A 19,524-nucleotide genomic window follows, 5' to 3' on the forward strand; every position below is an offset into this window, starting at 1 on the left:
CGAGTGCGCTGCAGGGGGTCAACTCGACCGTCAATCAGATGGACCAGATGACACAGCACAATGCGGCTATGGTCGAGGAAACGACGGCCGCGAGCCGCGAACTCGCCTCTCAGGCCGACAGCCTGCTGGCCCTGGTTCAGCAATTCAGGATCGAAGGAAATGCACGAGAATTTGGGTTCTCAAACGCCGAGGAGTTGTCGCACCAAAGACCGGCCAGCCAGAGCGCGGCGTGAGGTCGCCACCGAATTACATTGGCCGGACAGAACTGCGTCTGAAGCGGAGTAACGAAATCGGATCTCACTGGATTTACGAGACAGGTTGAAACATCGACATGACAATCACACCGGACATAGAACTTGGCGCTTATCTCCACGAGACGAAAGTCGATCCTGCCCTGGCAAGCTTGGTTGAAAGCATAGCAGCCTCAGCGATCGTTGTTGCCGATCACCTGAAGGAAGCAGCCTTTCAGAACCATATAGGCAGCTCCGGCACGACGAATGTCCAGGGTGAAGATCAGAAGCTCCTCGATGTCCTGGCCGATCGTGTGTTTCGCGAAACATGCGGCGAGGCGGTCTCGCTTGCTGCCTATGTTTCCGAGGAGGCGGAGGAGGTCACGTGGTTGAAACCTCCAGCCGCTGGCGACCTCATCCTTTACGTCGATCCGCTGGACGGCTCATCGAACCTTGAAGTCAACCTTTCCGTCGGTTCGATCTTTGCGGTGAGTCAGGTCCAGGCGGACGGCGACACCAATGTTCTACGCAAGGGGCGAGAGTATCTCTGCGCCGGCTATGCCATCTATGGCCCCTCGACGCTCTTCGTTATCACATTCGGCCTCGGCGTGGTCGGCTTCACGCTGGATCCGTCTGACGGGCAATTCAAACTGACCAACGCGCGCATGCGCGTGCCGACGGAAACGACCGAGTTTGCCGTGAATTCGTCGCGCCAGCGTTTCTGGGATGAGCCGATCCGACGCTATGTCGACGAATGCCTTGCGGGATCGGCAGGGCCGCGCGGACAGGACTTCAACATGCGCTGGACCGCCTCGATGGTGGCCGACGTCCATCGCATTCTGACCCGCGGAGGGGTGTTTCTCTATCCGGCGGACGAGTCCAATCGCCGCGCCGGCGGCAAGCTGCGCCTGATGTATGAAGCCAATCCCATGGCGTTCCTCGTCGAGGCGGCCGGCGGTGCAGCATCCACCGGAACCGAAGACATCCTTCGCATCCAACCACAGGCTCATCATCAGCGCGTGTCGGTGTTGCTCGGCTCGAGCAACGAAATCCAACGCCTGGTGCAATTTCACCAAATCCATCACTCGCAAGAGGAGATCGGCTCTTAAATGGCTCTCGTCACCCTTCGTCAATTGCTCGACCACGCCGCCGAGAACGGCTACGCCATCCCGGCTTTCAACGTGAACAACATGGAGCAGATGCTCGCCATCATGAAGGCTGCTGATCGTACCGACAGCCCGGTCATCATGCAGGCAAGCCGCGGCGCCCGAGCTTTTGCAGGCGACGCGACGCTGTCGCATCTGATCCGTGCGGCGATCGAGATGTATCCGCATATCCCGGTGTGCATGCATCAGGACCACGGCAATTCGGCGTCGACCTGCATGTCGGCAATTCTTGCCGGCTTCTCCTCGGTGATGATGGACGGTTCCCTCTCTGAAGATGGGCGCACGCCTCTCAGCTTCGAAAATAATGTCGCCGTCACGGCCAAGGTTTCGGAGATGGCGCATCTGGTCGGCGTCTCCGTCGAAGGAGAAATCGGCCATCTCGGCTCGTTGGAAAGCGGCCGCGGCGAAGCAGAAGATGGGCACGGCTTTGACGGCGAGCTCAGCCGCGACATGCTTTTGACCGATCCGGAAGAGGCTGCCGAGTTCGTGCGCTTGACGAAGGTGGATGCGCTCGCCATCGCCATCGGCACGTCTCATGGCGCTTACAAATTCTCCCGGAAGCCGGACGGCGACATCCTTTCCATCAAGCGCCTGAAGGAGATCCACGCCCGCCTGCCCGATACCCATCTCGTCATGCATGGGTCGTCGTCCGTGCCCCAGGAATTGCAGGAACTGATCAACGCGCATGGCGGCGAGGTCAAACCGACCTATGGTGTTCCGGTCGAGGAAATCCAGGAAGGCATCCGCCACGGCGTTCGCAAGGTGAATGTCGACACCGACCTTCGATTGGCGTTCACGGGGGCGATCCGCCGCGTCTTTGCCCTTCATCCCGGGGAGTTCGATCCACGCAAATACCTCGCCCCGGGCATCGAGGCGATGGCAGCGGTCTGCGGCGACCGATACGAGCAGTTCGGCGCCGCCGGACATGCCTCCGCCATCAAGCCCTTGCCGCTTGCCGAGATGGCGAAGCGATATAGCCACTAACCGGGGGCAAGAACTTGAGTAACACTCCCCGCCGGCTCATCGTCGGCAACTGGAAAATGAACGGGCTTACGGCCGATCTCGCCGAGATCGAAAAGGTCGCCTGGAACATCGGCGAGCTGAATGCGGATGTGGCTATATGTCCTCCGGCAACGCTCCTGCAATCCGCCGTGAGGATAATCGCCGGAAGCCGGCTTCTTCTCGGTGCCCAGGATTGCAGCGCTCAGGAAGCTGGCGCCCATACCGGCGACATATCCGCCAGGATGATCGCCGATTCCCGCGCCCGCGTCGTCATACTCGGTCATTCCGAGAGGCGGCAATATCAGGGCGAGACGGACGCGATGGTCAGGCGCAAGGCCGAGATTGCGGTGAGCGCCGGCTTGATGCCAGTAATTTGCGTCGGTGAGACAGAAGCGGAGCATCTCCGCCAGGAGACGCTTACTGTCCTCAAAAACCAGCTGCAGGGTTGCCTGCCCGCCGAAATGAACGAGCTCGCCTTGGTCATAGCTTATGAGCCGGTCTGGTCGATTGGGACCGGTCGGCTGCCCGAACAAAGCGAAATTCTCGCCGCCCATGCCTGCATCCGATCCAGTCTGATCGATGCCTATGGATCGATCGGTGCACAGCTCAGGATCCTCTATGGTGGATCCGTCAAACCTGAGAATTCGGCCGAGATTCTTGCTCTTGAAAATGTCGACGGTGTTCTGGTCGGCGGCGCCAGTCTGCGCGCGGAAAGCTTTCTTCGGATCTGCGAGGCAACCGGGAGGTAGGTCACCAGTCGTTCCGCTGCGGAAGTCAGGGGCAAACCCATCGGGCGGATCGTTCGCCCTGTTGCTCGAGGATGAAAATAAACACCAACGAAAGCAGGTTGGTCATGGAACATTGGATGCTTTCGCCCATCGAAAAGACCTGCCTTCGATGGGTGTCGATGGGAAAGACTGTTGATGAAATCGCCCTGCTCCAAGGCAGAAGCGTCATTGAAATCGAAAGCTATCTCGAGCAAGCGCTTGCTGCACTCGAGGCGAGTTCGATGCAGGAGGCTCTCGAGAAGGCAAGCCTTTCGGAGCCCGACTGATGTTGGCCGCAGGGCGGCGAGCAGCAAACCCACGACCTTTCAACGACAGGGATGGCGATGAAATGACCAATCATGTGAACAATCAGAGCAAGGCCAAAGCGCCGAGCCCGATCGATGTCGAGGTGGGAGCAAGCGTGCGCGGAATGAGCCAAAGCACACTCGCCGAGGCTTTGGGCGTGACGTTCCAGCAAGTCCAGAAATACGAGAAGGGCACGAACCGCGTCGGCGCGAGCCGTTTGCTCAATGTCGCCACTCTGCTCGGTGTGCCGGTGTCGTATTTCTTCGACAGCCAGAGCCGTGATGGAAAACCCGATGGGCTGACAGGCACCGGCGCCGAGATGGAGCTCAGCGCCTTCCTCGATACCGACGAGGGGCGAGACCTCAACGTCGCCTTCGCCAGGATAGCAAGGCCGGCACTGCGCCGTCAGGTCCTATCCCTCGTCAAGGCCATGGCCGCGACGGATGTAAAGGGTTCCCGCGGGAACGCCTAGTTTGGTGCCGCTCCGGTTATGCGGCGAAACTCAACTCCTGGAGATGCCCATTGCAGCATGCTGCACTCCGACATGGCAACATCGCGCAGGCCGGCCCGGTTGGTCAGCTGGATCGCGATCACGTGTCTTGCGTCGGGGACAGCCATTACATCGTCGGCCGGTTCCACGCCTGGAAAGGAAAGTGCCATTCAGCCCTGAAGCTGGCGTTCGATGGCGCGCCAGACGCTTATTTGCTTTACCTGCCCCTATCCACCACGCCTGGGACACGTTCGGGGGCACTGCGCCTTTCGACGGCACAGGCAGTTGGTTTTCTGGAGGATCTCGCTCAGTTCGATGAGCTGACCCCTCATGAACATTCCAGCTATATCGGCCTCTCCTTCGCAAAGTCGGCGATGGTGCAACAGGTCAGTGAACTCTTGGATGGGCCTGTCACGGCAGACCTTCATTTCGACCGCATCGTCGATCTGACCACCGAGAAGGGTCTGCGGCTGGCCGCACTCGGCCATCTCGTATGGAGCTGTCTTAATCTTTCCGACGCGGATCGATTGGCGCCGGCTGCCATCGAGCGGCTGTTTGAGTCGACGATGATCGCACTTCTGGAGGTTGTTCCCAATAGCTACATGCCGCGGCTCGAGCGGCCGGTCTCGCCGGCGGTGCCCCGGCAGGTGAAACGGGCGATCGAGTATATGCATGCCAACCTGTCGCAACCTCTCACTGTTGCGTCGATAGCCAGCGAGACCGGTACGAGCGTCAGAGCATTGCAGGTCGCCTTCCAGCGGTTCAAGGGCACAACGCCTTTGGGCTATCTCAAAACGATCCGCCTCGAAGCAGCGCGCCGAGCGCTGGTCGACGATACCGGCTCGCGGTCGATCGCCGACGCGGCACGCAGTGCAGGGTTCACCCATATGGGGCGGTTTGCGGCCGTCTACTATCAGGCTTTTGGCGAAACGCCGTCGGAAACGATCCGGACGAGATAGATTGCCAGTCAACGGCAATGTCGAAAGCGGAAACCATCTTCGTGTTGCGGAAGTCAGCCGCGAAACTGGCATGGTATGAAATGCGTGCGCGAACCGTTCATCTCCCCCGGAAGCAGCCCAATCCCGCTCTTTTGTGATGGCGTCCTGGCCCGGCGCCGGATCTTCCACGATCAACCCGTTAAGGGTCCGCTAGCAAGCTGCGGCCGCTTCGGCTTCGCCTCGCGGTGATCGCGCCCGTCGCCGGGCCTTTTGAGGAGCCATCGAGCGGGATTGGCCCGCTCCCGCAGGAGCCTCTTATATGTCGCACGATCTTTCCCTCGCTCAGTCCCACGCCTTCCAGCTTTCCCGCGACCTGATGGTCCCGGTCACCGTCTTCGAAGTCGACGGCGAATATGGCGTCCTCCCTTCTGACGAGATCGACGCCGGTGACGCCCTTGAGATCGTCAATGAGTTCTTCCCCTGGCCGGCTCATTGAGCCGGCCGCCAGTGCCTTCGGCGTGCCGCTTGCGCGCGGCAGGCCGCAAGGGAGGCTGCGCCGCGGCCGGGTATTGCATGATCCGACAATTGTCAGCCGCGCCCTTGCGGCCTTTGCTCTTCGCGGCGGGTGGAGCGCGCCTGCGAAGCGACGGGCAAGAAAGGCAATGAGGAAAAGCATGGACAGAAAGGAAATAGAGGCGCTGCGCGACCAGGTGAGCTGCGCGGCTGTTCTTGAGCAGGCGGGCTTCGCCATCGATCTAAAGGAGAGTACCCGGCGGGCGGTGAAGTTCCGCCGGTCGGGCGAAATTATCATCGTCACCCATGACGGTCGCGGATGGTTCGATCCGCTCGGCGATGCGAAAGGCGATGTGTTCGGACTTGTCGAACATCTCGATCATGTTGGCTTTCTCGAAGGCGCCGGAAGGGTCGCCGGCCTTGTTGGTTTTGCGATCACGGAGCCGGAATGGCAGGCGCCGAGGCCTGACCGAGACCTCGATCTTTCTTTACCCGAGCGTTGGCAGGCACGCCGCCGGCCGTGGCCCAGCTCGTCGACATGGGCTTATCTGAACGGTGAGCGCTTCCTTCCTGCCACTCTGCTCCGAGCCACGATCGGGCAAGACCGTCTGCGGGAAGGCCCGCAAGGCAGCATGTGGGCAGCGCACACCGACAATGCCGGAGTTGTGACCGGCTGGGAGGCGCGCGGTCCTGAATATCGGGGATTTGCCTCCGGTGGAACGAAGGTCCTCTTCCGTCTGGGACCGGACCCAGCGTTGCGCCTGGCCGTGACGGAAGCTGCGATCGACGCCATGAGCCTTGCCGCCATCGAGGGGCTGCGCGATGGAACCGTGTATCTCAGTACCGGGGGCGGATGGTCGCCGTCGACGGAGGCGGCGCTTCGGCAGATGGCCTCGCGAGCAGATAGTCTCCTCGTCGCCGCGACAGACGGCAATCCGCAAGGAGAGATGTTTGCCGAGCGCTTGCGGGCGCTCGCGGATACCGTCGGCTGCGACTGGTCGCGGCTCCGCCCGCCCGAGGAGGATTGGAACGAAACCCTGAAAATCAGGGAGAAAGAAAAGAGGGAAAGGAAGGAAGGCGGCGTGCCGCATTCGCGCCGCCCGCGTCAAGGGAAGCTTCGCCCGGGCGAGCCGGCCCTTGACCCGGCCGGTCGCGATGCCGGCGGCCCGGGAGGTGTCATGAAGGACTGAAGAGGATGGCAAGGTCGGAAGGACAGTGCCGCACTTCGGTCCGGAACCATCTCCAAGGAGCCGCAGATGTATCCCTCTCCCGCAATCCGCAAGGTCTTCCACGGCGTTGCCTCACGCCAGCAAATGTTCCGGATGTTCGATCGGCACGCTCAACGTCCGAACCGTTGGGACGGTGACGCCTCGCTCCTCTATTCCGGCGAATGGTTCGAGATCGCCGAGACCGAGCACGACTATATGTTCGAGATCCTGCCACCGCTCTGGATCCGCGGGTCGATGTTCGCCATGCGCGAGTATCTGACGGGTTCGGTGACATCAGTGTTCTTCGCATTGCGCATCGATGGTGTCATCCGACATTTCCACGGCTATTGCGATCTATCGGACAAAGGCGCCGTCGAGCGCATGCGCGTGGCAATCATCGAGCGTGAGAGCCGGCCGGTGCGCGCCATGACGCGCGAGGAACGCCTGGAGCATATCTGGAGCATCACGGCGGACGACTATCGTGGCTATGCCGGCGATCGCTGGGACGAAGCTGCGCGCGGCAAGCGCACGATCATGCTCTACGGCGGCGCAGTGGGCAGCACTCTGAAACTGCTCGACGAGCTGACCGACGACGAGATCGCGGCGAAGCTGCCGGTGCAGCTGCGCCACCTCCCCTCGCCGATTGCCGCATGAGGGAGGCACACTATGCTTTCCTTCCCGCTTACATCCGTCCGCGAGGTCGTCGCCCGCAGTCGTGCCGACGCCGAAGCCAATGGCGGCTTTCGTAACCCCTACTACGGCCTGCGCCCTGGCAAGGACGAGAAGCCCGGCCTCTGGCTCGTCGGCGACCAAGGAGTCTACCTCCTGTCGAACGGCAAGCTGCCCGATGGCGCCAAGCCTTTGGTCGTTTATGCCGAGGAATGCGATCCCCGCACCAATGACGACTGGTTCGCAGTCAAACGCCGGACATTCGGCGGCGATGACGGAGTCGATTTCGTCGATGCGGAACAGCTCGAAGCGATGATGGCGGCCGCGCCGGAGGCGACGCACCTGCGTATCGCATTCCTTCAGGACTCGATGCAGCTCTTCCTGGTCGCGAAGCCCTAGGCAATTCGCGACCAGTCCGGCCCGTTTGGCCACCTATCCCAAACCCTTGAGCTCCCTTTAATCCCCGCAAGTGCTTCCCGCGGGGTGATGACGCTCGCCATTTTCCGAGGAAACCTCCATGAGCAACGATCCCTTCACTCTCGACATGTTCGGCAGCAGCGCGCTGTCATCAGGCCTCGGCCTGGGCGTCACACCGTTCGGCGGCTTCGATACGGTCGCGGCCAACGACGATGACCCGGAACCGACGCCGCCCTCTCCCTCCCCGGCCTTGCCGGCCGCGGCGATAGAACGTCCGGCGCCCCGGCGCCAGGGCAACCGGTGCAACTTCTACCTCGACGATGCGGATCGGGGCTTGGCCGGATCCTGGAAGGATCGCGCTCGCGCCAATGTTGCGGCGATCCTGATCGCGAACAACATCGAGAAGCAGGATCGGCCAGCCAACGCGAAGGAGCAGGCGCAACTCATCCGCTTCACCGGCTTCGGCGCCAGCGAACTGGCGAACGGTATGTTCCGCCGCCCCGGCGAAGTCGATTTCCGGGCCGGGTGGGGCGAGCTCGGTGGCTCGCTCGAAAGTGCCGTTTCAGATGCCGACTACGCGTCGCTCGCCCGCTGCACGCAATATGCCCATTTCACGCCGGAGTTCATCATCCGGGCAATCTGGTCGGGCTTGCAGCGCCTGGGCTGGTGTGGCGGCCGCATGCTCGAGCCGGGTATCGGTACGGGCCTGTTTCCGGCTCTGATGCCGGCGGCCTTTCGCGACAGGACCTTCGTCACCGGCGTCGAACTCGATCCCGTCACGGCCCGGATCGTCAAGCTGCTGCAGCCTAAGGCCCGCATCATCAATGGCGATTTTGCGCGCGCCGATCTGGCGCCGATCTACGATCTCGCCATTGGCAATCCACCCTTCTCCGATCGCACCGTCCGGTCTGACCGGACCTATCGCTCACTCGGTCTCAGGCTGCACGACTACTTCATCACCCGTTCGATCGACCTGCTGAAGCCCGGCGCGCTCGCCGCGTTCGTCACCAGTTCCGGCACGATGGACAAGGCCGACGCGACCGCGCGTGAGTACATCGCCAAAACCGCCGACCTGATTGCCGCGATCCGATTGCCGGAGGGGAGTTTCCGCCGCGATGCTGGCACGGATGTCGTGGTCGACCTTCTGTTCTTCCGCAAGCGCAAGGTCGGCGAACCGACAAGCGATCTGTCATGGCTCGATCTCGAGGAGGTGCGGCCCGAAAGCCAAGACGAGGGCGCAGTTCGCGTGAACCGCTGGTTTGCAGAGCATCCTAATTTCGTCCTCGGCGATCATGCCCTGACCTCCGGACCGTTCGGCGAGACCTATACATGCCAGCCACGCGCTGGCGAGGACCTGCAGGCGGCTCTAAAGAACGTCGTTCGCCTGCTGCCTGAAGGCCGCTATGACGGTGAGCCGACCGCAATCGACGTCGACCTCGAGGACGAGCTCGGCGAGATCATCGATCTTCGCCCCGGTGACGCCAAGGTCCGTGAGGGTAGCTTCTTCATCGATAACAGGCACGGCCTGATGCAGATGGTGGACGGCGCACCCGTGGAGGTCAAAGTCCGCAAGGGGCGCACCGGGGACGGCATCCCGGAAAAGCACGTCGGGATCATCAAGAAGCTGATCCCAATCCGCGACGCGGTGCGTGAGGTGCTGAGGGCCCAGGAGCAGGATCGGCCGTGGCGTGATCTGCAGGTTCGCTTGCGCATCGCCTGGTCGAGCTTCGTGCGTGATTTCGGTCCGATCAACCACACCACCGTCTCGATCAGCGAGGACGAGGAATCCGGCGAGGTGCGCGAAACGCACCGCCGTCCAAACCTGCAGCCTTTCCTCGACGATCCCGATTGCTGGCTGGTCGCCTCGATCGAGGACTACGACCTCGACACCGATACCGCAAAACCGCGCCCGATCTTTTCCGAACGGGTCATCGCGCCGCCTGCGCCGCCCGAAATCACCAGTGCGGCGGATGCGTTGGCCGTGGTGCTCAACGAACGTGGCCGCGTCGATGTCGAGCATATCGCCGAACTGCTGCACAGACATGCCGATGCCGTCGTCGACGAGCTCGGCGATGCGATTTTCCAGGATCCCGCCGATGGCTCCTGGCAGACGTCGGATGCCTACCTCTCCGGTGCGGTCCGCACCAAGCTTGGTGTCGCCGAAGCTGCCGCGGCACTCGATCCAGCCTACGAGCGTAACGTCCGCGCGCTTCAGGCAGTCCAACCCGCCGATCTTCGCCCGTCCGACATCACCGCACGTCTCGGTGCGCCCTGGATTCCGGCCAGCGACGTCGTCGCCTTCGTGAAGGAGATGATGGGTGCCGAGATCAGGATCCACCATATGCCGGAATTGGGCAGCTGGACGGTGGAAGCACGGCAGCTTGGCTACTGCGCCGCCGGCACATCGGAGTGGGGCACCAGCCGCCGTGATGCCGGCGAGTTGCTCGGCGACGCGCTGAACAGCCGTGTTCCCCAGATTTTCGATATCTACAAGGATGCCGGTGGCGAGCGGAGGGTCCTGAACGTCGTCGATACCGAGGCGGCGCGCGACAAGCTGCAGAAAATCAAGGAAGCCTTCCAAAACTGGGTTTGGACCGATCCGGATCGCACCGACCGGCTGGCGCGGGTCTATAACGACCGGTTCAACAACATCGCGCCTCGAAAATTCGACGGATCGCATCTGAAACTTCCCGGCGCCTCTGGCGCCTTTGTTCTTTATGGGCACCAGAAACGCGGCATCTGGCGGATCATCTCCTCCGGATCGACCTATCTCGCCCACGCCGTCGGCGCGGGCAAGACGATGACGATGGCGGCCGCGATCATGGAACAACGACGTCTCGGCCTGATCGCCAAGGCGATGCTGGTCGTCCCTGGTCATTGCCTGGCGCAGGCGGCGCGGGAATTTCTGGCACTCTATCCCAATGCCCGGATCCTCGTCGCCGACGAGACCAACTTCACCAAGGACAAACGGCTTCGCTTTTTGAGCCGGGCAGCGACCGCGACCTGGGATGCGATCATTATCACGCACTCGGCCTTCAGGTTCATCGCCGTGCCGTCCGCCTTCGAACAACAGATGATCCACGATGAGTTGGAGCTCTACGAGGATCTGCTGACCAAGGTGGACAGCGAGGACCGCGTGTCGCGCAAGCGCCTCGAGCGACTGAAGGAAAGCTTGCAGGAACGGCTGGAAGGGCTCGCGACCCGCAAGGACGATCTGCTCACAATCTCCGAGATCGGTGTCGACCAGATCATCGTCGACGAGGCGCAAGAGTTCCGCAAGCTTTCCTTCGCGACCAACATGTCGACGCTGAAGGGTATCGACCCGAACGGCTCGCAGCGCGCCTGGGACCTCTATGTGAAGTCCCGGTTCCTCGAAACGAAGAACCCGGGCCGCGCGCTGGTGCTCGCCTCCGGCACGCCGATCACCAACACACTCGGTGAGATGTTCTCGATCCAGCGCCTGCTCGGCCACGAGGCTCTCGCCGAGCGCGGCTTACACGAATTCGATGCCTGGGCGTCCTGCTTCGGCGATACGACGACCGAGCTGGAGATCCAGCCGTCCGGCAAATACAAGCCGGTCAGCCGCTTCGCGAGCTTCGTCAATGTGCCCGAACTGATCGCCATGTTCCGGGCTTTCGCCGACGTCGTCATGCCGGCGGATCTCCGCGAATACGTCAAGGTGCCTGATATCTCCACCGGCCGACGGCAGATCCTGACCGTCAAGCCGACGCCGGCGTTCAAGGCCTATCAGCAGATCCTCGATGCCCGCATCAAGGCGATCGAGATGCGCGAGGGACCGGCTGAGCCCGGCGACGATATCCTGCTCTCGGTCATTACCGACGGTCGCCATGCGGCGATCGATCTCCGCCTCGTGATACCGGCCAACGACAATGAGGAGGACAACAAGCTCAACCTCCTCGTCCGCAATGCCTTCCGCATCTGGCAAGAGACGAGCGACGATACCTACGTCCGGCCGGACGGCAAACCCTTTGACCTGCCCGGCGCCGCGCAGATGATCTTCAGCGATCTCGGCACGATCAACGTCGAGAAGACCCGCGGCTTTTCCGCCTACCGCTGGATTCGCGACGAGTTTGTGCGGCTGGGCGTTCCCCCGTCCGAAATCGCCTTCATGCAGGACTACAAGAAGACCGAGGCCAAGCAACGGCTCTTCGCCGACGTGCGCGCCGGCCGAATTCGGTTCCTGATCGGATCGTCGGAGACGATGGGAACGGGCGTGAACGCTCAAGCGCGGCTGAAAGCGCTGCATCACCTCGATGTGCCGTGGCTGCCGTCGCACATCGAGCAGCGCGAAGGCCGCATCGTCCGGCAGGGTAATCAGCACGATGTCGTCGACATTTTCGCCTATGCGACCGAGGGCAGCCTCGACGCTTCCATGTGGCAGAACAACGAGCGCAAGGCCCGCTTCATCGCCGCCGCGCTCAGCGGAGATACTTCGATCCGCCGGCTCGAAGACTTCGGTGAAGGGCAGGCGAACCAGTTCGCCATGGCCAAGGCAATCGCCTCCGGCGACGAGCGGCTGATGCAGAAAGCGGGTCTCGAAGCCGATATCGCGCGACTGGAACGGTTGCGCGCCGCCCATGACGATGACCAGTATGCGGTGCGCCGGCAGATGCGCGATGCCGAGCGTGACATCGAGACGTCGACCCGCCGCATCGGCGAGATCGGCCAGGATATCGGTCGGCTCGTTCCGACCGCCGGCGATGCCTTCGCGATGACCGTGCTGGGCAAGCTTCACCATGAGCGCAAGGAAGCCGGTCGCGCGCTGATGAAGGAGGTTCTCACGCTCCTCCAGCTCCAACAGGAGGGCGAGGTTCACCTCGCATCTATCGGCGGTTTCGATCTTGTCTATGAGGGAGAGCGCTTCGGAAAGGGCGACGGCTATCGCTACGCCACCACGCTCCAGCGCACAGGCGCCGCCTACGAGATTGACCTTGCGGTCACAGTGACACCGCTCGGCGCCATCTCCCGCCTCGAGCATGCGCTCGACGGGTTCGAGGAGGAACGCGAGCGTTATCGCCATCGCCTCGATGATGCGCACCGGCGGCTCGTCTCCTATCGCTCGCGCGAAGGCGGCACTTTCGCCTTCGCCGACGAACTTGCCGAAAAGCGCCGACAGCTTCGTGACGTCGAGGACGCTCTTGCCGCCGCGTCAGTTCAGAACGACGCCGCCTCGGCGGAGTCTGCTTGAATGGAATCGCGGTTTTGATGCGACGCAGCATTTGCATAGCTGCATTGCACAATATTTGCTTTCCTTCCGACCGAAATTTGAGCATAGTGCTCACAGCTGATGCACATGGCGGTTTTCCTCCCAGTGCCGCCGCAGCAGCTGTTCCCCTCTGGAGGTTTAAATTACCTTCATACCTATAGGGCCCGAGTTTTCTCGTGGCCCTCTTTTTTTGTCCTGATTTCCGTTCATCGAAGCGACCCCTACGACGGTCATCCTCGTCGCGGTTTTCCCCCGCTCAGGTAATCACCTCGACGCGCTCCATCTTTTCGATCAGCCGCCCGCTCATATCCTCCGGGTCGTTCAGGACGGTCACGAAGTCGGAGAGGCTCGGATTCTTCAAACCGACTTTGTAGATCGCAACCCCGCTTCGACATTCTCGTCCATGGCCTTCAGCCCCTCGAAATGTCGGGAGGCCTCCTGCCAGGCGAGCCCCAAAGTCTCGGTGAACGCAAGGATCTCGTCTGTTCCCGGAACGACCTGATAGGCAAATATCTCTTTTGTATCGTGCATCGAAACCTCCTTGAGCTGCGACAGCCTAAGGCGCGTTTCCGGTTGCTGTGAACTATCAAAAGTGTGAGCGGCAGTTTCCGGAAGGAGGGAGGACAAAAAGAAGGAAGAGGGAAAAGAAACCGGTCGCAGATCGGTCTTCCAGTCGCCGCTTGCGCTCAACCGCCGCCTGCGCATCCCGGCCACTCGTCCCGCGCAGGGCTGTTAGCCCCGCTCGGACATCGCAGCAGGGACGCTCGGCCGCAGTTGCGCCGGGCCGCCCGCCCCGCGGTCCGGGAGGTGTCTTCGAAAGAAACGAAGACAGGAAGGACCGGCAAGCGAGCCGTGTCCCGCATCTCGGAAGAGGAAAATCCCATGCACATCATGAAGGTCGATCCGCGCTCGTTGAAGGACAACCCGGACAATACTCGTCAGTCGAAATCCACCCCGCAGGCTGATGCGCTGCTGCTCGCGACCATCAAAGCCGTCGGCATCATCCAGCCGCCCGTCATCTTTCCGCAAAGCGATGGCGGAAACGGCTACGTCATCGAAGCCGGCCATCGGCGGACCCGCATGGCGATCGCCGCGGGCCTTGAGGAAATCGAGGTTCTCGTGGTCGAAGCCGCTAACGATAATGGCGCCATGCGGTCCATGGTCGAGAACATCGCCAGGGAGCCGCTCAACCCCGTCGACCAGTGGCGCGGCATCGAACGCCTGATCGCACTCGACTGGACCGAGGAAGCGATTGCGGTCGCACTTGCCCTCCCCGTCCGGCAGATTCGCAAGTTGCGGCTGCTCGCCAATGTCTTTCCGGCGATGCTCGACCAAATGGCGCTCGGCGACATGCCGAACGAGCAGCAGCTTCGAACGATCGCGGCGGCACACCTCGATGAGCAGAAGGAAGTCTGGAAGGCGCAGAAGCCGAAGAAGGGCCAGCCTGCCACGTGGTTCCAGATCGCCAACGCGCTGAGCAAGACCCGCATGTACGCAAAGGATGCGAGCTTCGGCGACGATCTCAGGGAAGCCTATGGCATCGAATGGATCGAGGATCTGTTTGCCCCTGCCGATGAGGACAGCCGCTACACCACCAACGTCGAAGCCTATCTCGGCGCCCAGCAGGAGTGGATGACCAACAATCTGCCGAAGAAGGGCGTGATCGCCGAGGTCACGCAATGGGGTGACGTAAAGCTGCCGCAGAAGGCCAGCCGCGTTTATGGCAAGCCAGGCAAGGGCGACCACACCGCAATGTACCTGGATCGGAACGGCAAGGTTCAGACCGTGCATTACCGGATGCCGGAGGAGAAGAAGACGGCGGGCAAGAGAGCGGTCGTTGGAGGTGGTGCCACCGCTGGCGACGATGTGATCGACGCGCCGAAACAGCGTCCGGATGTCACGCAAAAGGGCCACGACATGATCGGTGACCTCAGGACCGACGCGCTGCACGAAGCGCTCGCTCGCGCGCCGATCGAGGACGACACGCTGACGGCGCTCCTCGTGCTCGCCTTCGCCGGCTTGAATGTACGGGTCGACTCCGGGGCAAACGACACCGTCTTCGGCACGAAGCGGTTCGCTCGCCATGCGGTTCGGTTGCTCGACTCTGACGGTAAGCTGTCCTTCGAGATCGACACGTTGCGGGTTGCCGCCCGCTCGATGCTGGTCGATGTGCTCTCTTGCCGCCGCGGCATGTCGAACAGCGGGATCGTGTCACGTATCGCCGGCGAGGCCATCGGCGCCGATGGATATCTCCCGAACATGGGCACCGAAGATTTCCTGCTTTGCCTGTCGCGGGCGGCGCTTGAGGCGTCGTGCAAGGACACCCCGGTTCTGCCGCGCCCGAAGGTCCGCGAGACCCGCGCAGCACTCGTCGAGCACTTCAAGGAAGGGCACTTCGTCCACCCGGCAGCCCTGTTCGCGCCCGATCCGAAGGAACTTGCCGACCTGATCAAGAAAGGCGAGATCGTCGAAGAGGAGGACAGCGTCACCACTGAAGAAACGAGCGATGGTCTTGGCGAACTCGCGGACGACAGCGCCGCCGGCGAGGCCGCCGAACTTGACGCCCCCGATCCGGAGGCCGACGACGGGGCTCCTGACGAGGACGAAACCGCCTACGGCATTGCGGCCGAATAGCCTCCCTTCCCTTCTCATCCGATCGACAACCGCCGCCGGCCATCACCGGCGGCGGCTTCGTTTCCATGAACCGCAGAATTCCAAGGAGATGTCTTATGTCTGCGTCCCTGATCTACGACCTCGCCCCGATCGGCTCCATCGTCGCCTGGTCCGACGGCAGCCCTCGGCCGCCCGAGCGTTTCAAGAAGAAGCTGGCGGCCTGGCAAACCCGCAACAGCAAAGGCCGCCTGATCCGCAAGGAGGGTCCGCGCCAATCCGGAAATTACGCCTCGCCCGGGCATTTCACGCTGCATGAGGCTGATTTCGGCGGAAAGAATACCGTCGTCATGCGCATTCACCGAACCTTCGGTCTCGATTCCGATCTCGCCTTCAAGGTTCTCGAACGCCCCGCACTCGGTTCTATCCGCCTCTTCGATCGCGCCGGTGCGAACGCGGAGCTTGTCCATCTCGCCGGCAATCACGAGGCGGCGGTGGCCTGGCTGAAAGAGCATGGATACCCGAATGCCATCCTCGAAGAGGTGACCGCCGACGAGGTCGCGGCGGCTCATGTCGAAGGGAGGGTTGCCGCATGAGCACGCCCGATCTTCAACACGACAGGGTTCCTACCGCCGACGACTCCGCGGTGAAATTCGGCGTCAGCGCGGACGGCTTTCCGGTCGCCCGGATCGCCGATACCTTCCTGGCAATGGTGCCGGCGCGCGATGGCGCCAGCTTCCTCGCGAGCGCCTGGCGCCTCACTCGCCCGCTGTCAGAGCTGACGCGGGAGGATTTCCACGGTCACGAAGGGCGCCTCGAAGATGAGACAGCGTTCCGCGCGCGCGTGTTCGAGACCGCGCGGCACAGCCATGAACTATCCGCGCTCGGGCGGATCCAGAGCCGCATGGCAGCGACTACGCCATGGGGTCTGTCGCAGCTCGCGACGATCTACGCCGAGGGGATCGTCTCCCATATGACCGCCGGTCATGGCGGGTTTCATCTGTCGGCCGAACGGAATGCCCGCGTCCTTCCGATGCTGCGAAAGTCCTTGCCCTGGTACGAGGAGGACGCAGAATGGGCGATTGTCGCCCTCACCTTCCCAGATCTCTTCACGTCCTACGAGCGCAAATGTGCCGATGAGACGATCCGCAATAGCTGGCCGTCCGCCTGGGAGGCGATCCACGGCCGCGAACTCCAGCCCGGCCAATCCTGGACAAAGGACCGGGAAGCCTTCGAGCGCAAGCATGCCGGCGACTGGATCGTGATCTCCGCGATCTTTTCCAGCCGCCATGCCGACATGACGGAGGTCATCGCCACGCGAGGCGGCCGGCGCGATGGGCGGGTGGAGGAGATGCGCTTTCTCGTGCCCCGCGCCGAGTATGCCGCGCGCGACCGCTTCGGTTTCGTCATCGATCCTGACCGTCATAATCCCTGTGACGGTCCTTCCAGTTTTGTGGGGTGGCAAGGGAGGGATGCGTGATGGCTGCAATGCCAATCCACCATGCGCAACTGGCGCGTATGGAAGAAGCGCGGCGGCAGACGCAGCGCCAGCTCGAACTGATCGATCGCCAGGTCTTGCGCCGGATAACATCGATCCTGCCACAGCTCGCGCGCCGGCAAACCGGATATCGGCGCGGAAAGGCGCCGGATACGGGCTTCTTCCTCGAACGTTATCGCAACAATCTCGCCGCCCTGACAGCGGAGCGTCAGCCGGAAGTTGACGCGCTGACACGAAAGTTGGCTCGGCAGGATGCAGCGATAGCCGCCTTTCGCAAACGGTTCGAACCCGTTGGCGACGCGGCTCAGCCACGAGCGGAGGTCTAGCGACATGGGTACGATCGGAGACCTCGAACGGAGCGCCGGCATTGGGCCATCGTCCGCGGAACGCACCGCGTTCTGGCAGCAGTTCCACCACCTCAACGGAAAGGCGTGCCTCGACGCGGGCGTTGCGGAGCTTAAACGAATGATCGCCGCGAGGGAGGAACAGGCTGACGTTGCCTCGAGTAAGCAGCGCGCTGTTCCGAAGCGCGAAAGACTTCCTCCTTTGAGCGGTGAACAGGAAGCCGCGCTCCAGGCCTATGCCGCAAGACACGGGCGTCGCTGGAAGAGCATCCTGAACAACGTCTGGATGGGTGGCGCGCCCTATGACGATGGCGGGACACTCCGCGGTCTTCGAAACACGCACGGTCCGAGCTGGCTGCAATATTATCGGCTGCCCAAGCCGAAACCCTCGGCCGAGACCATCATCGCGCCAATTGAGCGTGCGGCGAGTTCGGGAAGTGACGACGTATAGCGTCCCGGCAGCCATCTTCCTTTCAGTACCTGGTTGGACCAGACCCCGTGCCGATTTGCCCTTCGGTTTTGCTGCGGTCTGAACCAGCGGCCGTTCGCTTCAAGGCCGCTATCCGCGCCGCCCGGCGGCCGGAGGCGCCGTCCCTCACGGAGCAGGCTTGCGGGCCTCGCAGGGCAGGATGCCCCGCTTGCCCGCAAACCGGCTCCGCTCAGCCTGTCGTCTCCGGACCTTGAAGCGCCCGTCTTCCGCCGGTTCGGGGCGACCGCACCGAAGGGCAAATCGGCACGGGGCCGGAGCCGCTTCGAGGTTGAAAGGAAGAAATCATGGCAAAGCCCGCTACCTCCCCTCGTCAATCCGCTCGCGTCGTGGCTCTGCGCAAAGGCGCAACCGTCGAAATGGTCCGGCTCACATGCCCCGACAGTGCCCAGGCGCTGAAGATCGCCGAGAGCTTCGGAACCGCGATCGTCGACAGCGACGGAATCCGCGATCTCCATGAGCGTCTGATCTCCGAGACGGCCGATGCTCTGAGCGATGGTCTCGGCGAAAAGGCCATGCAGATCCATCTGCAGCGGATCGTCGGCGCCTTCGTCGGCTCGGCGCACGGCGCAGGCCAATTCTATAGCCGCGCCGTCACCGAGGCACGCGATGCCACGGCCAAGGCTGCCAACGACGCCCGCGACGAGGACCTCGACGGCCCTGTCGGCTACGACAGTGCTGCCCAGCGCAGACGCGAGTTTGCCGCCGACATGGGCGTGCAGGCTCATGCGCTTCGGGTGGCCGCGGAGGGCGCCGTTGCAGCCTACAAGCAAATCGTCGGTGAGGCCTGGAAACCCTTCGATCGGCCCGTCGAAAACCCAGGTCACTCTCTTGATCGCAAGGCGGCCGAAGCACAGATGTCGGCCTTCGACTGAGCGCTTTCGGGCGGGGCTCCGGCCCCGCCTTTTTCCATGTCGGGAAGCAAGCGTGCCTACGGCCTTGGAAAAGGTCGCCCGATGATCTACATTATTTTCGAGATTTATCTACATGGAGACGACCCATGCCGATCAACGTCAACAATCCGGAAGCGGACGCGCTGACGCGCAAGTTCGCCGAAATGGCCGGCGTCGGCATTACCGACGCCATCGTCATTGCCATGCGGGAGGCGATCGAGCGTCGCAATCGCGCGGAGACGCCACTGCAGACTGCTGCGCGGCTGCGGGAAAAGCATGGGGTCGCGATGAGCGACGACGTCCGCAAGCCTCTTCCTCCTGAAGCCTTCGACGAAATGTGGGATGACGCCTGATGTTCGTCGATGCCTGCGCCATCATCGCGCTTCTCTCTGATGAGCCGGAAGCGGCGCGCGTCTCCGACGCCGTTGCTTCTGCCAGACATCCCTTCACATCTCCGGTCGCCATTCTCGAAACAGTCCTCGGCCTTGCACGGCCCGACAAGTTCAATCTTCCAGTGCCCGCGGTCGAAACGATCGTGATGGAATTCCTCGAAGCGCGGGAAATCGAGATTCGCGATCTTCCGCCCGCATCCGAGACGACGAGGCTCGCCCTTGTCGCTGCTCACCGCTATCGCAGCGGCCGCCATGGCCTGAACCTCGGCGATTGCCTGCATTATGCCTGTGCCAAATTCCATGGCGTGCCGATCCTCGCCACTGCGGATGAGTTCAGGTCGACCGACCTCGAAACAATTCCTTGAAT

Annotated in this window: 20 protein-coding genes and 1 pseudogene; 20 read left to right on the forward strand and 1 reads right to left on the reverse strand. The window is 62.4% G+C overall.

From position 1 onward, the window contains the following. The 12 genes and pseudogenes from O9X91_RS19955 to O9X91_RS20010 all read left to right on the forward strand — a co-directional run. Positions 1 to 233, forward strand: a pseudogene (locus O9X91_RS19955) (hypothetical protein); the annotation flags it as partial. A gap of 98 nt (positions 234 to 331) precedes the next feature. Next, positions 332 to 1,339 (forward strand): class 1 fructose-bisphosphatase, encoded by a 1,008-nt coding sequence (locus tag O9X91_RS19960; protein WP_012475967.1) that lies wholly within the window; start codon positions 332 to 334, stop codon positions 1,337 to 1,339. Next, the gene (fba, locus tag O9X91_RS19965; protein WP_012475968.1) at positions 1,340 to 2,380 is read left to right on the forward strand and encodes a class II fructose-bisphosphate aldolase; all 1,041 of its coding nucleotides are present in this window, start codon (positions 1,340 to 1,342) and stop codon (positions 2,378 to 2,380) included. It abuts the gene before it with no gap. Positions 2,381 to 2,394: 14 nt separating this feature from the next. Then, positions 2,395 to 3,147 carry a triose-phosphate isomerase gene (tpiA, locus tag O9X91_RS19970; RefSeq protein WP_077768138.1) on the forward strand — a complete coding sequence of 251 codons (753 nt, stop codon included), beginning with the start codon at positions 2,395 to 2,397 and terminating at the stop codon, positions 3,145 to 3,147. Between the two features lie 104 nt (positions 3,148 to 3,251). After that, entirely contained in the window at positions 3,252 to 3,452 is a 201-nt protein-coding gene (locus O9X91_RS19975) for a helix-turn-helix transcriptional regulator (RefSeq protein ID WP_077768137.1), read from the forward strand. A gap of 62 nt (positions 3,453 to 3,514) precedes the next feature. Further along, positions 3,515 to 3,943, forward strand: a complete 429-nt coding sequence (locus O9X91_RS19980) for a helix-turn-helix domain-containing protein (RefSeq protein ID WP_077768182.1) — start codon at positions 3,515 to 3,517, stop codon at positions 3,941 to 3,943. 50 nt (positions 3,944 to 3,993) lie between these two features. After that, positions 3,994 to 4,920, forward strand: coding sequence for a helix-turn-helix transcriptional regulator (locus O9X91_RS19985; protein WP_077768136.1), 927 nt, complete (start codon positions 3,994 to 3,996; stop codon positions 4,918 to 4,920). Between the two features lie 298 nt (positions 4,921 to 5,218). After that, positions 5,219 to 5,395 (forward strand): hypothetical protein, encoded by a 177-nt coding sequence (locus O9X91_RS19990; protein ID WP_162854299.1) that lies wholly within the window; start codon positions 5,219 to 5,221, stop codon positions 5,393 to 5,395. 178 nt (positions 5,396 to 5,573) lie between these two features. Beyond that, positions 5,574 to 6,602, forward strand: coding sequence for a DUF3991 and toprim domain-containing protein (locus O9X91_RS19995; RefSeq protein WP_077768135.1), 1,029 nt, complete (start codon positions 5,574 to 5,576; stop codon positions 6,600 to 6,602). 66 nt (positions 6,603 to 6,668) lie between these two features. Beyond that, the gene (locus O9X91_RS20000; RefSeq protein ID WP_012475973.1) at positions 6,669 to 7,274 is read left to right on the forward strand and encodes a DUF1419 domain-containing protein; all 606 of its coding nucleotides are present in this window, start codon (positions 6,669 to 6,671) and stop codon (positions 7,272 to 7,274) included. Between the two features lie 12 nt (positions 7,275 to 7,286). Continuing rightward, positions 7,287 to 7,688 carry a DUF3085 domain-containing protein gene (locus O9X91_RS20005; protein ID WP_012475974.1) on the forward strand — a complete coding sequence of 134 codons (402 nt, stop codon included), beginning with the start codon at positions 7,287 to 7,289 and terminating at the stop codon, positions 7,686 to 7,688. Positions 7,689 to 7,806: 118 nt separating this feature from the next. Beyond that, complete coding sequence (locus O9X91_RS20010) at positions 7,807 to 12,915, forward strand: DEAD/DEAH box helicase family protein (RefSeq protein WP_012475975.1); 5,109 nt, start codon at positions 7,807 to 7,809, stop codon at positions 12,913 to 12,915. A gap of 375 nt (positions 12,916 to 13,290) precedes the next feature. Here O9X91_RS20010 and O9X91_RS20015 read toward each other — a convergent pair whose 3' ends face one another. Next, positions 13,291 to 13,464, reverse strand: coding sequence for a hypothetical protein (locus tag O9X91_RS20015; RefSeq protein WP_236771566.1), 174 nt, complete (start codon positions 13,462 to 13,464; stop codon positions 13,291 to 13,293). Between the two features lie 351 nt (positions 13,465 to 13,815). Between O9X91_RS20015 and O9X91_RS20020 the strand changes: the two genes are divergently transcribed. The 8 genes from O9X91_RS20020 (at position 13,816) to O9X91_RS20055 (ending at position 19,522) form a co-directional block, all read left to right on the forward strand. Beyond that, entirely contained in the window at positions 13,816 to 15,567 is a 1,752-nt protein-coding gene (locus O9X91_RS20020) for a ParB/RepB/Spo0J family partition protein (protein WP_012475976.1), read from the forward strand. Between the two features lie 95 nt (positions 15,568 to 15,662). Further along, positions 15,663 to 16,139 (forward strand): Nif11-like leader peptide family natural product precursor, encoded by a 477-nt coding sequence (locus tag O9X91_RS20025; protein WP_077768134.1) that lies wholly within the window; start codon positions 15,663 to 15,665, stop codon positions 16,137 to 16,139. Next, positions 16,136 to 17,023 carry a DUF7007 domain-containing protein gene (locus O9X91_RS20030; RefSeq protein WP_012475978.1) on the forward strand — a complete coding sequence of 296 codons (888 nt, stop codon included), beginning with the start codon at positions 16,136 to 16,138 and terminating at the stop codon, positions 17,021 to 17,023. The genes O9X91_RS20025 and O9X91_RS20030 overlap by 4 nt, the downstream gene beginning before the upstream one ends. Further along, positions 17,023 to 17,367, forward strand: coding sequence for a hypothetical protein (locus O9X91_RS20035; RefSeq protein WP_012475979.1), 345 nt, complete (start codon positions 17,023 to 17,025; stop codon positions 17,365 to 17,367). The genes O9X91_RS20030 and O9X91_RS20035 overlap by 1 nt, the downstream gene beginning before the upstream one ends. Positions 17,368 to 17,371: 4 nt before the next feature. Beyond that, positions 17,372 to 17,836 (forward strand): hypothetical protein, encoded by a 465-nt coding sequence (locus tag O9X91_RS20040; RefSeq protein ID WP_012475980.1) that lies wholly within the window; start codon positions 17,372 to 17,374, stop codon positions 17,834 to 17,836. A gap of 323 nt (positions 17,837 to 18,159) precedes the next feature. Next, on the forward strand, positions 18,160 to 18,747 hold the full coding sequence (locus tag O9X91_RS20045) for a hypothetical protein (RefSeq protein WP_012475981.1): 588 nt from the start codon (positions 18,160 to 18,162) through the stop codon (positions 18,745 to 18,747). A gap of 125 nt (positions 18,748 to 18,872) precedes the next feature. Then, positions 18,873 to 19,118, forward strand: coding sequence for a type II toxin-antitoxin system VapB family antitoxin (locus O9X91_RS20050; protein WP_077768133.1), 246 nt, complete (start codon positions 18,873 to 18,875; stop codon positions 19,116 to 19,118). Beyond that, on the forward strand, positions 19,118 to 19,522 hold the full coding sequence (locus O9X91_RS20055) for a type II toxin-antitoxin system VapC family toxin (RefSeq protein ID WP_077768132.1): 405 nt from the start codon (positions 19,118 to 19,120) through the stop codon (positions 19,520 to 19,522). Before O9X91_RS20050 ends, O9X91_RS20055 begins: the two co-directional genes overlap by 1 nt. Positions 19,523 to 19,524 lie beyond the last annotated feature (2 nt).

This window comes from Agrobacterium salinitolerans (genome assembly GCF_027498475.1).
Lineage (GTDB): Bacteria > Pseudomonadota > Alphaproteobacteria > Rhizobiales > Rhizobiaceae > Agrobacterium > Agrobacterium salinitolerans.

Bases quoted from the DNA above. Each gene is read 5' to 3' on its own strand.
- O9X91_RS19960 (WP_012475967.1), top strand. From the start codon at position 332: ATGACAATCACACCGGACATAGAACTTGGCGCTTATCTCCACGAGACG.
- fba (WP_012475968.1), top strand. From the start codon at position 1,340: ATGGCTCTCGTCACCCTTCGTCAATTGCTCGACCACGCCGCCGAGAAC.
- O9X91_RS19975 (WP_077768137.1), top strand. From the start codon at position 3,252: ATGGAACATTGGATGCTTTCGCCCATCGAAAAGACCTGCCTTCGATGG.
- O9X91_RS19980 (WP_077768182.1), top strand. From the start codon at position 3,515: ATGACCAATCATGTGAACAATCAGAGCAAGGCCAAAGCGCCGAGCCCG.
- O9X91_RS19990 (WP_162854299.1), top strand. From the start codon at position 5,219: ATGTCGCACGATCTTTCCCTCGCTCAGTCCCACGCCTTCCAGCTTTCC.
- O9X91_RS19995 (WP_077768135.1), top strand. From the start codon at position 5,574: ATGGACAGAAAGGAAATAGAGGCGCTGCGCGACCAGGTGAGCTGCGCG.
- O9X91_RS20000 (WP_012475973.1), top strand. From the start codon at position 6,669: ATGTATCCCTCTCCCGCAATCCGCAAGGTCTTCCACGGCGTTGCCTCA.
- O9X91_RS20005 (WP_012475974.1), top strand. From the start codon at position 7,287: ATGCTTTCCTTCCCGCTTACATCCGTCCGCGAGGTCGTCGCCCGCAGT.
- O9X91_RS20010 (WP_012475975.1), top strand. From the start codon at position 7,807: ATGAGCAACGATCCCTTCACTCTCGACATGTTCGGCAGCAGCGCGCTG.
- O9X91_RS20015 (WP_236771566.1), bottom strand. From the start codon at position 13,464: ATGCACGATACAAAAGAGATATTTGCCTATCAGGTCGTTCCGGGAACA.
- O9X91_RS20020 (WP_012475976.1), top strand. From the start codon at position 13,816: ATGCACATCATGAAGGTCGATCCGCGCTCGTTGAAGGACAACCCGGAC.
- O9X91_RS20025 (WP_077768134.1), top strand. From the start codon at position 15,663: ATGTCTGCGTCCCTGATCTACGACCTCGCCCCGATCGGCTCCATCGTC.
- O9X91_RS20030 (WP_012475978.1), top strand. From the start codon at position 16,136: ATGAGCACGCCCGATCTTCAACACGACAGGGTTCCTACCGCCGACGAC.
- O9X91_RS20035 (WP_012475979.1), top strand. From the start codon at position 17,023: ATGGCTGCAATGCCAATCCACCATGCGCAACTGGCGCGTATGGAAGAA.
- O9X91_RS20040 (WP_012475980.1), top strand. From the start codon at position 17,372: ATGGGTACGATCGGAGACCTCGAACGGAGCGCCGGCATTGGGCCATCG.
- O9X91_RS20045 (WP_012475981.1), top strand. From the start codon at position 18,160: ATGGCAAAGCCCGCTACCTCCCCTCGTCAATCCGCTCGCGTCGTGGCT.
- O9X91_RS20050 (WP_077768133.1), top strand. From the start codon at position 18,873: ATGCCGATCAACGTCAACAATCCGGAAGCGGACGCGCTGACGCGCAAG.
- O9X91_RS20055 (WP_077768132.1), top strand. From the start codon at position 19,118: ATGTTCGTCGATGCCTGCGCCATCATCGCGCTTCTCTCTGATGAGCCG.